Here is a 13,537-nt window from a genome sequence, read left to right as displayed (position 1 = left end):
AGTCTGCCAGATTCTTGATTCAGATGCGCTTTGCGAGTTGTCTTGGGGCGACAAGAGTCTTGGGCTTTGTCGATAAAATCCACTAGGATAGGCGCTTTTTTCTGACAAGGTGGGAAGGTCATGGCGTCTTCTGGGCAACCTCGCATTCAGTGGCTGGGCCGCTGGGGATTTGTGTTGGCAGCCACCGGTTCGGCGGTGGGGCTTGGCAATATTTGGAAATTCCCCTATATCACCGGGGAGTATGGCGGTGGGGCCTTTGTGCTGGTCTATTTGGCGTGCATTTTAGCCGTTGGCGTACCAGTGATGATGACCGAAATCGCCTTTGGTCGCCGTGGCCGTGGCAGCCCAATTGATGCGATACGGCGCGTTGTCAATGAGTCTGGCCGCTCCTCTGCCTGGTCGCTGATTGGTTGGATGGCCATGCTCTGCGGCTTTATGATTTTGTCATTTTACGTCGTGGTAGCGGGCTGGTCGTTCTCCTATTTATGGAAAATGCTCACCGGCGGTTTGGCGGGCAGCAGCGTTGATGACATGGCTGCTGTGTTTAGTGCTAATAACGCCAACCCGTTTTCCCTGGGCGGTTGGAGCACTCTGGTAACGCTACTCACCATGCTGATTGTGGGCAAAGGTGTGCAGGAGGGGATTGAGAAAAATGTCAGTTGGATGATGCCTGGGCTGGTGCTCATGCTCGTTCTGCTGATTATCTTCGGGGTGTTTTCCGGTGGGTTTGGCGAGGCAGTGCGTTTTTTGTTCTCGTTCAATGCGGGGAGCCTCTCGAGTGAAGGCATGTTGGCGGCGCTGGGTCACGCCTTTTTCACGTTGTCGTTGGCATCGGGGGCGATTCTTACCTACGGCAGCTACCTGCCTAAAGGGGCCTCGATTGGCCGCACCACGGTAAGCGTGGCGATTGCCGATACCGTTGTTGCGCTGATGGCGGGGCTGGCGATCTTCCCAGTGATTTTTGCTAACGGTATGAATCCTGGTGAAGGGCCGGGGCTGATCTTTATGAGCCTGCCGCTGGCCTTCCAGGCGATGCCGATGGGCACGCTATTTGGCATTCTGTTTTTCCTGATGCTTTCAATGGCGGCGTTGACCTCGTCTATTTCTATGGTTGAGGCTACCGTGTCGTGGTTATGCGATAACAAAGGCATGACCCGTAAGTCAGCGTCCTGGGCGACCGGTATTGTACTGTGGCTGATCAGTACGCTGGCAATGCTGTCGTTTAACCTGGGCGCTGATTGGACACTGGCGGGTAAAAACTTCTTTGACTGGCTGGATTATTTAACCTCGCGCTGGATGATGCCGCTGGGTGGTCTGGGCATGGTGCTGCTGGCGGGGTTTGTGCTGAAAAGCGAGACATTCCGCGACGAGCTAGGTCTTGCGCCGTTGCCTTATGCGCTATGGCTGACCATGGTGCGTTACGTCAGCCCGTTGGGCATTCTGGTCATTTTTGTGGACGCGCTGGGCCTTTACCCAGTGTCGTTTGCTGTTCATTGGCCGGTGCTACTGGCGATTCTGGTGATTTTTGCGCTGGTCGGAGAAGCGTTAAGCCCGCGGCTGCGCCAAGCGTTGCGCTCGCGCTAACTGCTGTTGTTCACGCTTCACCCTGGCGGCCGCAATGGCGCCAGGGTGGGTGCCTGCCTCCATGAGTTCGTCCCAACAGGTGGTGTAACGGTTAGAACGGTGCGCGCAGCGCAACTGCCACGGTGCCTCTGCCTCCGTCATTCCAAAGCGAATCGTGTCTTGCCCCATGCGCTGATTAATGGTGTCGACGGTGTTCATTAAGTGTGGGTGCGCTTTGGTTGAGGGCCGCAGCAGTGAAAGCTGATACTGCTGCGCATCCACTAAGTCCAACAGCATGACGCCTGCTTTCATAAACTGGAAACCTGGCCGATACATCTGTTCAAGCCCTTCGCGTACGGCCTCTAAAATAATACGCGTATCGTCGCTTGGTGACGCCAGGGGAATCATCGCGCTAGGCGCAAGCTGAGGCTGGTCTTTACGGTGGCGGTTGGTAGTTAAAAACAGCAGCACGGCGCGGGTAAGGCTTTTCTGCTGGCGTAGTTTTTCAGCACTACGCTGGGCATGGCGGCGCAGCGCTGCGTGTAGTTCCGCTTTTACGCCGGTGGCTTTACCAAAGGAGCGTGACGTCATGATGCGCTGACGTGGCTGCTCTAGCGCATTCATTTCCAAGCAGGAGGTGCCACGTAGCTCTAGCGCTGTACGCGCAAGCACCACGGAAAATCGTTTGCGTAGCTGCTTCGGGTCGCACTCCCGTAACTGCCATGCCGTGCGAATGCCGCTCACCGCAAGCCGTTCTGCTATGCGTCTGCCGACGCCCCATACGTCACTCACCGGTAACTGTTTAAGCAGTGCCGCTGTGGTCGGGCTGTTGGCAGTAAGTAGGCAGACACCCTGGTAGTGAGACTGTTTTTTAGCCACGTGATTAGCGAGCTTGGCTAGCGTATGGGTGGGTGCAAGCCCTACACACACGGGCAACCCTAAATAGCGGCGAATACGGCGGCGCACGACTTCCCCGAGCGTTTGGCATTGAGCGTCGCTGAAGCCATCCAGGTAGATAAACATTTCATCAATGGAGTAAGGCGCGACGTCTGGGCAGGCATCCCGCAGTAGCTGGGCGAGTCGTGCAGACATATCGCCATAAAGCTCGTAATTAGATGACAGTAAATGAATTTTTCCTTGTCGGCGCAGGCCTTCCAGCTGGAAGGAGGGAGCGCCCATGGGGATGTCCATCGCTTTCATTTCGGCCGAGCGGGCAATCACACAGCCATCGTTATTCGACATCACGCCAACGGGCTTGCCTTCAAGCGCGGGGTTAAAAACACGCTCGCAGGAAACATAAAAATTATTGGCATCAACAAGGCCAATCATGGCAAATACTCATGCACCACGGCGCGCACCACGCCCCATAGCTGGCAGTCCGTCTCTTCTAGGGGGAGCGGTGGGTAGTGAGGATGTGCCGAACAAAGATGTGGCGTGCCTTGATAGAGCGCATAGCGCTTTATCAGCACTTCCTCTTCAAACATGGCGACCAGAATATGCCCTAAACGGGGCGGTATGCTGCGATCAACCACCAATAAATCGCCCTCGAAGATTCCCCAGCCTTCCATGCTGTCGCCTGTGGCCGTGAGGTAGAACGTTTGGGCGGGGTTTTTAATCAGCCGCTCATTGAGATCTAGTGTGCGTGGTTCGTAATCTTGGGCAGGTGAGGGAAAGCCGCTAAACCCAGCACGGCCGTATAGCGGTGGAAAGGGCAGCGGCTGAGAGGTTAACGGCATCGTCGGCATCCTCATGAATAAATAGTGTGTTTATATACAGTGTATATAAGCAGTATTTATTCATGAAGGAGAAATTGCAAGCGCCGTTCGGGGCTGGGTGCTTGGGGCGCTATTGACTTAGCGGGCAAGCCACAGGCCAACCACCAAGGCACTTATCACGGTAATCAAGAACACAAGATTGCGGGCGCGGGTGTCACGACGTGGTTTCATAGCCATTTTCCTGTTGGTCATCATCGTTAAGAGCAATACGAGACAGTAGTAGCAAGCGAACGATATCCGCATAAAAGCAGCAGATGCGCTGCGCTTAGCATGGTAACGTTTACGCTGTAGAGCGTCATCTGACGAATATGACACTGCTCGGTTATCCGGCTTTAAAGAGAACCTGTTTATGAACGAATTGACCCGTGCGGGTACCGCTGCGCAGTCGCTCTCCCTTGCCCAGGGGCGGCTAGCGGCACTTAGCTGGGGGCGCGCCAATGCGCCTACTTGGGTGGCACTACATGGCTGGCTAGATAATGCAGCAAGTTTTACTCGGCTAGCGCCGTTGTTAGTGAAGGCGCTGAATATTCGTATTGTTGCCATCGATTTTCGTGGCCACGGGCATTCGGCCCATGCGTCTGCAGGAAGCGATTATGCATTGTGGGATTACACCCACGATGTGCTGGATACCATGGAATCATTAGGAGTTGAAAAGGCAACATTGCTTGCCCACTCCATGGGGGCGGCAGTGGCGTGTTTGGTGGCGTCGGCCTTGCCAGAACGAGTAGAAAAGTTAATTCTACTAGACGGTTTAGGAGCGCTTAACACGCCTGCGGAAGAAACTGCTGGCCAGCTGCGCAAAGGCCTTGTCGCGTATCGTCGGCCGCTTTCCCGCGCCCCCCGCTACCCAGACGTTGAGAGTGCGGTAGCCGCACGGGTCGCAGGCGGTGTCACGCCGCTGGATAGCATCACTGCAACACCGCTCGTTGAGCGTAACACCCAAGCTACTGCCGATGGGCATGTGCAAATGCGCACCGATAGCCGTTTGTTAAAGCCGTCACTCGTTCGTTTTACTCCCCAGCAGGTGTTGGCATTACTGGCGGAGATCCAAGCCCCAGTGCTATTGATAGAAGGAGAGCTGGGCATTATGGGTGACCGCGTGTGGGCCGAAAAAGCGCGCCAAGCGGTGCCTCAATTAACGCGCCATGTGCTAGCGGGTGGCCATCATTTGCACCTTGAACCCCAGGCGGTTCGTCACGTGGCTGAGATAATCCAGCATCAGGTATAGCGGGTACCTATTGGCCAGCGCTAGGAAGACGACGATGAAGAAAGTAACACATATAACGGCGGCCCCCGTGGCAAGCCACCGATTTAAGGACGGTAATAAGGTTGCGCTGGTGTTGGGCAGCGGTGGTGCCAGGGGCTATGCCCATATCGGTGTTATTGAAGCATTGGAAGCACGCGGCTTTGAGATTATCTCTATTGCTGGTTGCTCCATGGGGGCGCTTGTCGCTGGTATCTATGCCGCTGGTAAACTGCCTGAGTACCGAGAGTGGGTCTGTCATCTGGATTATCTGGATGTGCTCAAGCTTGTTGATGTGACCTGGAGTCCGATGGGCGCGATGAGAGCGAGCAAAGTCATGAGCAAGCTAGAGGAGTTGGTGGGCGATACGCTGATCGAAGATCTACCAATTCCCGTGACGACCGTTGCGACAGATCTGGTTCGCCAGCGTGAAGTGTGGTTTCAAAATGGCCCGTTGCTCCAGGCAATTCGCGCCTCTATCGCAGTGCCAGGGGTAATCACGCCGGTGCATGCCGGTGATCAGGTACTCGTCGATGGTGGTTTGCTGAACCCGTTGCCGATGATGCCGATATTGGCCGCCCACGAAGCAGATTTCGTGGTGGCGGTTAACGTAACCGCCCATAGCCCCCAGCCGGTATCATTAGAAGAGCTATTGCCTGGCGAAGACTGTAACGATAGCCGCACCGAGTCAGAGCGTGATCGTGATGCCAATATCGGTGGCTGGATGGATGAAGTGCGTGCCACTACGCGGCGTCTGTGGGATGGGCTGGGGGGCAGCAGTGGTGAAGAGGGCGACGTTGATGAAACCGTTGACCTGCGCGGTAAGCGCGAGTGGGGAAAGCTCGATATGATTCTAGAGTCGTTTGATATCACCCAGGCAGCGCTCGCGAAGTATAAAATCGCGGGCTATCCGCCGGATGTATTGATCGAAATTCCCAAAACTGTCTGCAGTGCCTATGAATTTCATCGTGCTAACGAATTAATTCGCTTGGGTCGCCATCTTGCCGATGAGGCACTGAAGCGCAGGATGCCTGGTATTGCCTCGGATGCAGCCGAGTAAACGTGGCGAAAGTGCAGCCTACTGCCCGCGTTTACGTAGCAGAATATATACCGCCCCCGTGCCGCCATCGATATCGGTGGCGGAGCAGAACGCCAAGACGCCGGGCCACTCTCTTAACCATGCGTTGGTATGGCTTTTAAGTATCGGAAAATCTGATGTGGTGCCCCAGGCCTTGCCATGTACCACCAATACACAGCGCATGCCTTGTGTGGCAGCGTCGCGTAGAAAACTTTCAAGCTCAATCCGAGCTTCTTCCAAGGTGTAACCGTGTAAATCCAACCCTGCCTGCCAAGCGGTTTGGCCACGCTTTAACTGGCTAAAGGTGCGCCAGGGGAGGTCAGGTACGCTAAATTCTAAATATTCTGAAGGGCGTACCGCCTCGACGCGACCATCGGACGTGCGTCCGCTGGTTTGCAGCGTGTTGCTTTCTACTGCAGCTCGTCGACGTGCCTGCTGGGCATCGTCGTTGCGTTTAGGCTTGCCGGGGTCGGCTTGGTTGCTAGCAATGCGGCGCACACCTGCCGCCTGCAGCGCTTGGCGAAAGGCACTGATGTCGTCGTCATTGGGCAGGTGTCGCGTCATGGTCGGCTCAGATAGAGAAATGAAGTGTTAACAAATAAGCATAATTGAGAAGCGCACAGTATAGCGAGCCTGACGTGCTTGTGAACCAGGCTCAGTGACCATGCGCTGTGAACCAAGCAGCGTCAAAGGTACAATCCTTTCATAAACCTTTATACGCCAGGAGCCGCTGTGACCACGCACCTCAATAATGAGACCTCCCACTCAACGCTTTCGCTGCCAGAGCCGGCACTGGTAAGTGAGCTTTTTACACTGCGCGACTATTTGCGCTGGGTGTCCAGCGAGTTCTACCTGGCAGGGTTGCACTATGGGCATGGCACCGAATCGCCCTGGGATGAAGCGGTTGCACTCTGTTTAGGCGCTCTTCACTTGCCGTGGAACGTTGACCCTGCGGTACTGGACGCACGGCTATTGCCGGTAGAGCGCGAGCGCATCATTCGCTTGGCGCGAGAGCGCGTGACCACCCGCCGCCCGCTGCCTTATCTGCTGGGCGAAGCTTTTTTTGCCGGTTTCCCGTTCAGCGTTGACGAGCGCGTATTAATTCCGCGCTCGCCAATTGCTGAGCTGATCGAAGATGGCTTTGCTGCATGGTTCCCCGAAGAGCCGCCAGCCCGTGTGCTGGATTTATGCACGGGCTCTGGCTGTATTGGCATTGCCACAGCGTTGGTACTGCCTACCTGCGACGTTGCGTTGGCGGATATTAGCCAAGATGCGTTGGCCGTTGCCCGTGAGAACATTACCCGCCACGACGTTGGTGATCGCGTCCGCGCCGTTGAATCCGATGTGTTCAACGGCCTGGAAGGTCAGCGCTTTGATTTGATTGTTTCTAATCCGCCCTATGTCGATGAGCGTGATTTAGCCACCATGCCTGCCGAGTTCCGCCACGAGCCTGCGCTGGCCTTGGGGTCTGGCAGAGACGGTCTGGACATTGTGCGGCGTATTTTGCGTGAAGCACGGCAGCACTTAACTGATGAAGGCTGGCTGATTGTTGAAGTTGGTAATTCTGATCGCCATGTAGAGGCTGCTTTCCCCGAAGTGTCCTTTATGTGGCTTGAATTCGAGCGTGGCGGCCAGGGCGTTTTTGCCTTGAGCGCCGCTGAACTCGACGCCCATGCGGCGTCTTTTGCGTGAGGAACTAACGCCCATGTCTGGCAATACCTTTGGCAAGCTATTTACCGTTACCACGTTTGGTGAGAGCCACGGCCCTGCTTTAGGCGCGATTGTTGATGGCTGCCCGCCTGGCATACCGATCAGTGAAGAAGACCTGCAGCACGATTTAGATCGTCGCCGCCCTGGCAGTTCTCGGCATACCACACAGCGCAAAGAACCAGACCAGGTGCGAATTCTTTCCGGCGTGTTTGAGGGCAAAACTACGGGTACGTCGATTGGTCTGCTGATTGAGAACACCGACCAGCGCTCCAAAGACTACTCTAAAATTAAAGATCAATTCCGTCCCGCCCACGCTGACTATACTTACCACCATAAGTATGGTCATCGCGATTATCGGGGCGGTGGTCGTTCTAGTGCGCGGGAAACCGCAATGCGTGTTGCCGCTGGCGCCATTGCCAAAAAAGTGCTGGCAGCACAAGGGATACAAATTCGCGGTTATATGAGCCAGTTGGGGCCCATCAACATCGAATTCAAAACCTGGGATGCAGTGGGTGAAAACGCCTTTTTCTGCCCCGACCCGGACAAAGTGGCTGAGCTTGAAGCCTACATGGATCAGCTGCGTCGAGACCAAGACTCCGTGGGTGCGGAAATCACTGTGATTGCCGACGGTGTGCCGGTTGGCTTGGGCGAACCAGTATTTGACCGCTTAGATGCTGATCTGGCGCATGGCTTAATGAGCATCAATGCGGTAAAAGGAATAGAGATAGGTGCTGGATTTGGCTGTATTGCTCAGCGTGGCAGCGAACACCGTGATGAGATGACACCCGAAGGGTTTCTGTCTAATCACGCAGGTGGCGTACTGGGGGGGATTTCCAGTGGCCAGCCTATCGTTGCCCGTTTAGCGTTGAAACCAACATCAAGTATTACCACCCCCGGGCGCTCAATTGATGTACATGGCCAGCCAGTTGAGGTAATAACGAAAGGCCGCCACGACCCCTGTGTCGGTATTCGCGCGACGCCTATCGCCGAGGCGATGATGGCAATAACGCTGCTAGACCACTGGCTGCGGCACCGCGGACAGAATGGCGATGTTAGCGTTGATACGCCGCGTTTAGAACAACAATAACAGCACGGTGCGCTTGGCGTAACGCTGCTACACTCTAGGAAGATGGTTAAGGAGCCGCCTATGAAAATTAACGTTGAATTTGACCTGACACCGGATGAGTTTCGCCAATCGCTAGGGTTGCCGGATGTTGAGGCGTTTCAGCAAAACCTGCTGGAAAACATTCAGCGGCAAATGGAATCTGGGGTAGATGGCTATGATCCCATGAATCTAATGAGACCTTTTCTGCAACAGCCAATGATGCAGCAGGGGGTTTCCCAGGGGCTGGCTAATTTCGGCACGTATCAACAGATGATGTTGGATATGTTGCGCAAAGCGGGAACCTCAGGCAGCAGTGCCGAACAGGATGGCGACACAAATCAAGGCGAGTCCCAAGAGGCAGCTAAGCCAGCGGCGTCAGGAAAAAGCGCATCAAGTGCGAGAAGCTCCAAAGCGAAAGCAACCGCCTCTTCGCGCTCTCGCGCTAAAGGGTAGAAATGTAATGTGAAATGTGTAGCGTTGTTGACGTGTTGCTAAGAATGTTGCAAAGCAGCAATGCAGCGATTACTCTTTTTTGCAGTGCAGCAATTTTGCCATGTGATGAGCCACTCCAGGCTCATGCCAAGGAATGAGAGACAGGAGCAATTACTATGCAAGATAAAATGATGGATGCCTTCAGCGAGCAAACTCGTAAAATGTTCGAGCCAATGCGTAAGATGAATTCGTTGATGCTTAACAACATGGAAAAGATGACCCAATACCAGCTGGAAGCGATGAAACGCTACAGCCAAATGGGGACCGAGCGGATTCGTAGCGCGACTGAAATTAACGATGCAGAAGGCCTGCGTGATTTCGGCACCAAACAAGCCGAAGTGATGAACGAGCTTTCTCAGCAAATGCAGGAAGATGCTCGGGTGATGGGCGAAATGAGCATGCAGTTTAAATCCGAAATGGAAAAACTGTTCAGCGAAGCCGGTCAGAAAATGAACGAGCAAGCGACGGCTGCCGCGAAAGGCGAACAGCCTGCGAAAGCCTCCAGTCAATCTTCACGTAAAAGCTAAACGCACGAGTGTTCGCGGCGCCCTAAAGGCGCCGCGTTCTTTTGGATGATGCGCCTGGGTGTCTATAACGCCAAGCAGGTGAGGGGAGAGTAAGTATGCAGTCAGGGTGGAAAATGCCGTCTCAAGGCGTTTCTCTAGAAGAGCTGGAAGTATGGAAGACGCAGCTTGATGATATCGGTGAACAGTACAAAGGTCTGCTTGAAGACTTGCTGTCCCGGATGGTTCCTAGTGAAGCTGCTGACTCCGTTCAAAGTGATATGCGCGAAAGTTTTGAAGCGGCCGCGCAGTCGCTGATGAGTAACCCCAACCTGCTGTGGCAAACTCAGTCGCGTCTGCTGCAAGACCAGTGGCTACTATGGCAGCAAGGTCTGCGTGCTATGTCTGGCGAACAGGTAACGCCATTGGTAACGCCTGCGAAAGGTGATCGCCGCTTTAAAGACGACGCCTGGACACAAGAGCCTTACTACATGGCGATCATGCAGCAGTATTTGCTGTTTTCGCAGATGGTAGAAGAGCTCATTGGCGACCTTGATGGGTTAGACCCTGTTCAAAAGCGCAACTTGGCGTTCTATGCCCGTCAGTTAGTGAACGCTATGTCGCCGACTAATTTCGCTTCTACCAACCCAGAAGTGATGCGCCGCACAGCGGAAACTCGCGGCCAAAACTTAATCGATGGTCTGGCGCGCCTACGAGAAGACCTATCTAATTCCGCCGAAGGCATTAACGTGCGGATGACCGATCGTACTGCTTTCGGGGTAGGCGATAACATTGCCGTCACCCCAGGTGCAGTGGTCTACGAAAATGAGCTAATTCAGCTGATTCAGTATACGCCAACCACGGAAAAAACCTTCAAAACACCGCTGTTGATCGTTCCACCGTGGATCAATAAGTACTATATCCTTGATTTGCGTGAAGATAATTCGTTGGTTAAATGGATGGTGGACCAAGGGCATACGGTATTTTTGATTTCCTGGCGTAACCCCGGCCCAGAGCAGCGGGATATCACTTGGGCAGATTACATGCAGATGGGCCCGATCAGCGCGATGGAAGCGATCGAAAAAGCCTGTGGTGAGAAGTCGGTCAATCTGCTGAGTTACTGCGTCGGCGGTACGCTAACCGCGTCAACGGTGGCCTACCTCACCAGTACGCGGCGTGGTCGTAAAGTGAAGTCAGTGACCTACATGACGACGCTACAAGATTTCCGAGATCCAGGCGACATCAGTGTATTTCTTAATGAGCGCGTGGTGAATGGGATTGAACAAACGCTGCAGGCGAAAGGCTATTTAGATGGTCGCTCAATGGCTTATACCTTTAACTTATTGCGCGAAAACGATCTTTTCTGGTCGTTCTACATCAATAATTATCTCAAAGGTGAGGCACCTGCCGCGTTTGACCTGCTGTATTGGAATACCGATGGCACTAACTTGCCCGCAGGTACCCATGCTTGGTACTTGCGCCATATGTACCTGGAAAATCGTTTAGTTGAGCCAGGCGGTATCGAACTGGATGAGGTAAAGATCGACCTGCGCAAAGTATCCGCTCCGAGCTACTTCATCTCCACAAAAGAAGATCACATCGCTAAATGGAACAGCACGTATTATGGCGCGCTGTTGCCCAAGGGACCGGTAACCTTTGTGCTGGGCGGTTCTGGTCATATTGCGGGTATCGTGAACCCTCCGCATAAAAATAAGTACGGCTACTGGACGAACGACGCGCTGCCTGAAACACATGAAGCATGGCAGGAAGGGGCGACCTTTAATGAAGGTTCCTGGTGGCCACACTGGCAGGCTTGGGTAACTGAGAATGGCTATGCGGATCCTACCCCTGAGAAGATGGTACCTGCGCGTCAGCCTGGAGACGGTGAGCTAAGTGTGATTGAAAGCGCACCTGGACGCTACGTGAAGATGACCATTCCGGAAGTGTTAGGTGAGATTCCGGCATCGCAATAACTGCCTGACGATCAGCTGTTAGTCACGTTGGGTGAAACACTGTAGAGGATGGTTAGTGTTAGAAGGGGTTCCTAACTCGGCCATCCACTACAGATTGTGACTTGAACCATATTTTGCACTAAACGTTCCACGCTAAATCTCCCGCACTATGGACTGTTAGTTGGTCTATTTTCCCCAAGAGTGTCGCGATTAAACTGTTCGGTATTGACCAGTGATGCTGTTGCTTCAAGATGTTATGGACATCAACCGACATGATGCCTACATAGCGATGCCTGAGCTACTAGCCGCGCCTCACTTCCTATTATTGTCTCTTGGTATTATATGTTTGTTGGTAGTTCGTTGATCCTTTTGGTTTGGTGAAAGTTGATGCTGGCAGGCTAAGTTTTGTTGCTAATTTGCAATAAAAAGACAGATATATTATTACTTGTAATGCGTTTTTTACTATCTTAATCGCCAGTAGTGTACATTAGGTTTAACTTGGACGAAGTCGCGCAGTTTGACGCTTAAACTACTAACCGAGGCGCTACTCATGCAGCCAACCGCACGTTTTTCATTGTCGCCAGCTCTTACTGATACTGACGTTCACCACCGCCATGGCGCGTGCAGTTGTGGTTCACCGGTGCTGCAGCGTTTCCATGAGCGTGTGATGGCGGATATTACTCGGCGTCAAATGCTTGGCGGAACGGCGGCAGTGATGGCGCTGTTTGCAGGGCTTCACGTACCTTTTGCTGTCGGACAGCAGCCAAAAGCTCATGATGGCCCCGTGTTATTAACTAACTTAAAGCTGTTTGATGGTCATGGTGGGCCGCTACGTGACGGCGTGTCCGTACGGGTAGAGAATGGTCGTATCGACGCTATTCTCGATGGCAGCGGCGAGATGGAAGGTGTCGATGTCATTGATTGTGGTGGTCGTGTCTTAATGCCAGGGTTAATAGATGCGCATTGGCATACCACCTTAGCGGCGATCTCTCAGATGGAGGCTATGACAGCTGATATCGGCTATGTGCATTTGGTCGCAGCGAGAGAAGCAGAAAGGACGCTTATGCGCGGGGTCACTTCGGTTAGGGATGTAGGTGGGCCATCGTTTGCGCTTAAGCGCGCTATTGATGAAGGCATTGTTAATGGCCCTAGGATATTTCCAGCAGGGGCGATGATTTCTCAAACATCGGGGCACGGTGATTTTAGAATGCGCCATGATGTTCCCCGCGGCAGTACTACACCACTGAGCGAGGCGGAGCGGCAAGGTGTTTCAGTCATTGCGGACGGTGAAGCAGAGGTTCTGCGACGTACGCGTGAACAGCTGATGCTTGGGGCCTCTCAGATTAAGTTGATGGCTGGCGGCGGCGTCGCATCGCTTTACGACCCGTTAGACAGTACCCAGTTTACTGAGCGAGAGCTGAGGTCTGCGGTTGAAGCAGCCGACGACTGGGGTACCTACGTAATGGTGCATGTTTATACGCCCCGAGGCATTCAACGCTCTCTGCGCGCGGGCGTTAAGTCTATTGAACATGGCCAGCTAGCTGATGAAGAGTCGGTGAGAATGATGGCAGGAGAGGGCGCGTGGTGGAGCCTCCAGCCTTTCTTACAAGATGAAGATGCCAACGTTTATCCTGATGCGGCACGCCGAGAGTCTCAGCGCCAAGTGGCTGAAGGCACCGTTCGCGCTTATGAAATGGCACAGCGCTTTGATGTAAAAACCGCCTGGGGAACCGACATTCTTTTTAGCCCTCAAAATACGCCGAATCAGCTGCGTCAGCTAGCTAAGCTAACGCGCTTTTATGATCCGCTAACCGTATTGGCAATGGCGACTAGCCACAACGGTGATTTATTGTCGCTATCGGGGCCACGCAACCCGTATCCAGGTGTCATTGGCCGTATCGAGCCTGGAGCACTGGCTGACCTATTAGTCGTTGATGGTGACCCAAGTCGTGACCTTGAGTTTCTGAACGATCCTGAGAGCAACTTGCGAATGATTATGAAAGGTGGGCGAATTTATAAAGAGCAGCTATAAAAAACGCTGAATATAATTCTTAAAAATTTTCTATTAAAGCGATGTTTTATTATCTGGTGATAAGTGCCTGAATAAAATTAAGCG

At 53.5% G+C, this 13,537-nt stretch carries 12 protein-coding genes; 9 read left to right on the top strand and 3 right to left on the bottom strand.

Going from position 1 to position 13,537, the window contains the following annotated elements; genetic code table 11:
• Positions 1 to 120 precede the first annotated feature (120 nt).
• Positions 121 to 1,584 carry a sodium-dependent transporter gene (locus tag HZS79_RS07210; RefSeq protein WP_179927458.1) on the top strand — a complete coding sequence of 488 codons (1,464 nt, stop codon included), beginning with the start codon at positions 121 to 123 and terminating at the stop codon, positions 1,582 to 1,584.
• Here HZS79_RS07210 and HZS79_RS07205 read toward each other — a convergent pair.
• Both HZS79_RS07205 and HZS79_RS07200 read right to left on the bottom strand, forming a co-directional pair.
• Complete coding sequence (locus HZS79_RS07205) at positions 1,546 to 2,892, bottom strand: Y-family DNA polymerase (RefSeq protein WP_179927457.1); 1,347 nt, start codon at positions 2,890 to 2,892, stop codon at positions 1,546 to 1,548. The two genes, HZS79_RS07210 and HZS79_RS07205, sit on opposite strands and share 39 nt — an antisense overlap.
• Positions 2,889 to 3,299 (bottom strand): LexA family protein, encoded by a 411-nt coding sequence (locus HZS79_RS07200; RefSeq protein WP_179927456.1) that lies wholly within the window; start codon positions 3,297 to 3,299, stop codon positions 2,889 to 2,891. The genes HZS79_RS07205 and HZS79_RS07200 overlap by 4 nt, the downstream gene beginning before the upstream one ends.
• Before the next feature lie 388 nt (positions 3,300 to 3,687).
• Between HZS79_RS07200 and HZS79_RS07195 the strand changes: the two genes are divergently transcribed.
• Both HZS79_RS07195 and HZS79_RS07190 read left to right on the top strand, forming a co-directional pair.
• Positions 3,688 to 4,566 (top strand): alpha/beta fold hydrolase, encoded by an 879-nt coding sequence (locus HZS79_RS07195; protein WP_179927455.1) that lies wholly within the window; start codon positions 3,688 to 3,690, stop codon positions 4,564 to 4,566.
• A gap of 34 nt (positions 4,567 to 4,600) precedes the next feature.
• Positions 4,601 to 5,641: a patatin-like phospholipase family protein gene (locus HZS79_RS07190; protein ID WP_162218525.1), complete on the top strand. Its 1,041-nt coding sequence runs from the start codon at positions 4,601 to 4,603 to the stop codon at positions 5,639 to 5,641.
• An 18-nt stretch (positions 5,642 to 5,659) separates the two neighbouring features.
• Here HZS79_RS07190 and HZS79_RS07185 read toward each other — a convergent pair whose 3' ends face one another.
• Positions 5,660 to 6,223 carry a Smr/MutS family protein gene (locus HZS79_RS07185; protein WP_179927454.1) on the bottom strand — a complete coding sequence of 188 codons (564 nt, stop codon included), beginning with the start codon at positions 6,221 to 6,223 and terminating at the stop codon, positions 5,660 to 5,662.
• Positions 6,224 to 6,391: 168 nt separating this feature from the next.
• Between HZS79_RS07185 and prmB the strand changes: the two genes are divergently transcribed.
• The 6 genes from prmB to HZS79_RS07155 all read left to right on the top strand — a co-directional run bounded on the left by prmB (position 6,392) and on the right by HZS79_RS07155 (position 13,453).
• On the top strand, positions 6,392 to 7,351 hold the full coding sequence (gene prmB, locus HZS79_RS07180) for a 50S ribosomal protein L3 N(5)-glutamine methyltransferase (protein ID WP_179927453.1): 960 nt from the start codon (positions 6,392 to 6,394) through the stop codon (positions 7,349 to 7,351).
• Between the two features lie 13 nt (positions 7,352 to 7,364).
• Complete coding sequence (gene aroC / locus HZS79_RS07175) at positions 7,365 to 8,456, top strand: chorismate synthase (protein WP_179927452.1); 1,092 nt, start codon at positions 7,365 to 7,367, stop codon at positions 8,454 to 8,456.
• Between the two features lie 60 nt (positions 8,457 to 8,516).
• Positions 8,517 to 8,927: a hypothetical protein gene (locus HZS79_RS07170; protein ID WP_179927451.1), complete on the top strand. Its 411-nt coding sequence runs from the start codon at positions 8,517 to 8,519 to the stop codon at positions 8,925 to 8,927.
• A 155-nt stretch (positions 8,928 to 9,082) separates the two neighbouring features.
• Positions 9,083 to 9,493, top strand: a complete 411-nt coding sequence (locus HZS79_RS07165; RefSeq protein ID WP_162218520.1) for a phasin family protein — start codon at positions 9,083 to 9,085, stop codon at positions 9,491 to 9,493.
• A 95-nt stretch (positions 9,494 to 9,588) separates the two neighbouring features.
• A complete protein-coding gene (phaC, locus tag HZS79_RS07160) occupies positions 9,589 to 11,442 on the top strand; it encodes a class I poly(R)-hydroxyalkanoic acid synthase (RefSeq protein ID WP_179927450.1) in 1,854 nt (617 codons plus the stop codon).
• 529 nt (positions 11,443 to 11,971) lie between these two features.
• Positions 11,972 to 13,453: a metal-dependent hydrolase family protein gene (locus HZS79_RS07155; RefSeq protein WP_246311428.1), complete on the top strand. Its 1,482-nt coding sequence runs from the start codon at positions 11,972 to 11,974 to the stop codon at positions 13,451 to 13,453.
• The last annotated feature ends 84 nt before the right edge of the window (positions 13,454 to 13,537 follow it).

Source organism: Vreelandella zhaodongensis (genome assembly GCF_013415115.1).
Classification (GTDB): domain Bacteria; phylum Pseudomonadota; class Gammaproteobacteria; order Pseudomonadales; family Halomonadaceae; genus Vreelandella; species Vreelandella zhaodongensis.
This window is presented reverse-complemented; position numbering and strand designations above follow the sequence as displayed.

Bases quoted from the DNA above. Each gene is read 5' to 3' on its own strand.
- HZS79_RS07210 (WP_179927458.1), top strand. From the start codon at position 121: ATGGCGTCTTCTGGGCAACCTCGCATTCAGTGGCTGGGCCGCTGGGGA.
- HZS79_RS07205 (WP_179927457.1), bottom strand. From the start codon at position 2,892: ATGATTGGCCTTGTTGATGCCAATAATTTTTATGTTTCCTGCGAGCGT.
- HZS79_RS07200 (WP_179927456.1), bottom strand. From the start codon at position 3,299: ATGCCGTTAACCTCTCAGCCGCTGCCCTTTCCACCGCTATACGGCCGT.
- HZS79_RS07195 (WP_179927455.1), top strand. From the start codon at position 3,688: ATGAACGAATTGACCCGTGCGGGTACCGCTGCGCAGTCGCTCTCCCTT.
- HZS79_RS07190 (WP_162218525.1), top strand. From the start codon at position 4,601: ATGAAGAAAGTAACACATATAACGGCGGCCCCCGTGGCAAGCCACCGA.
- HZS79_RS07185 (WP_179927454.1), bottom strand. From the start codon at position 6,223: ATGACGCGACACCTGCCCAATGACGACGACATCAGTGCCTTTCGCCAA.
- aroC (WP_179927452.1), top strand. From the start codon at position 7,365: ATGTCTGGCAATACCTTTGGCAAGCTATTTACCGTTACCACGTTTGGT.
- HZS79_RS07170 (WP_179927451.1), top strand. From the start codon at position 8,517: ATGAAAATTAACGTTGAATTTGACCTGACACCGGATGAGTTTCGCCAA.
- HZS79_RS07165 (WP_162218520.1), top strand. From the start codon at position 9,083: ATGCAAGATAAAATGATGGATGCCTTCAGCGAGCAAACTCGTAAAATG.
- phaC (WP_179927450.1), top strand. From the start codon at position 9,589: ATGCAGTCAGGGTGGAAAATGCCGTCTCAAGGCGTTTCTCTAGAAGAG.
- HZS79_RS07155 (WP_246311428.1), top strand. From the start codon at position 11,972: ATGCAGCCAACCGCACGTTTTTCATTGTCGCCAGCTCTTACTGATACT.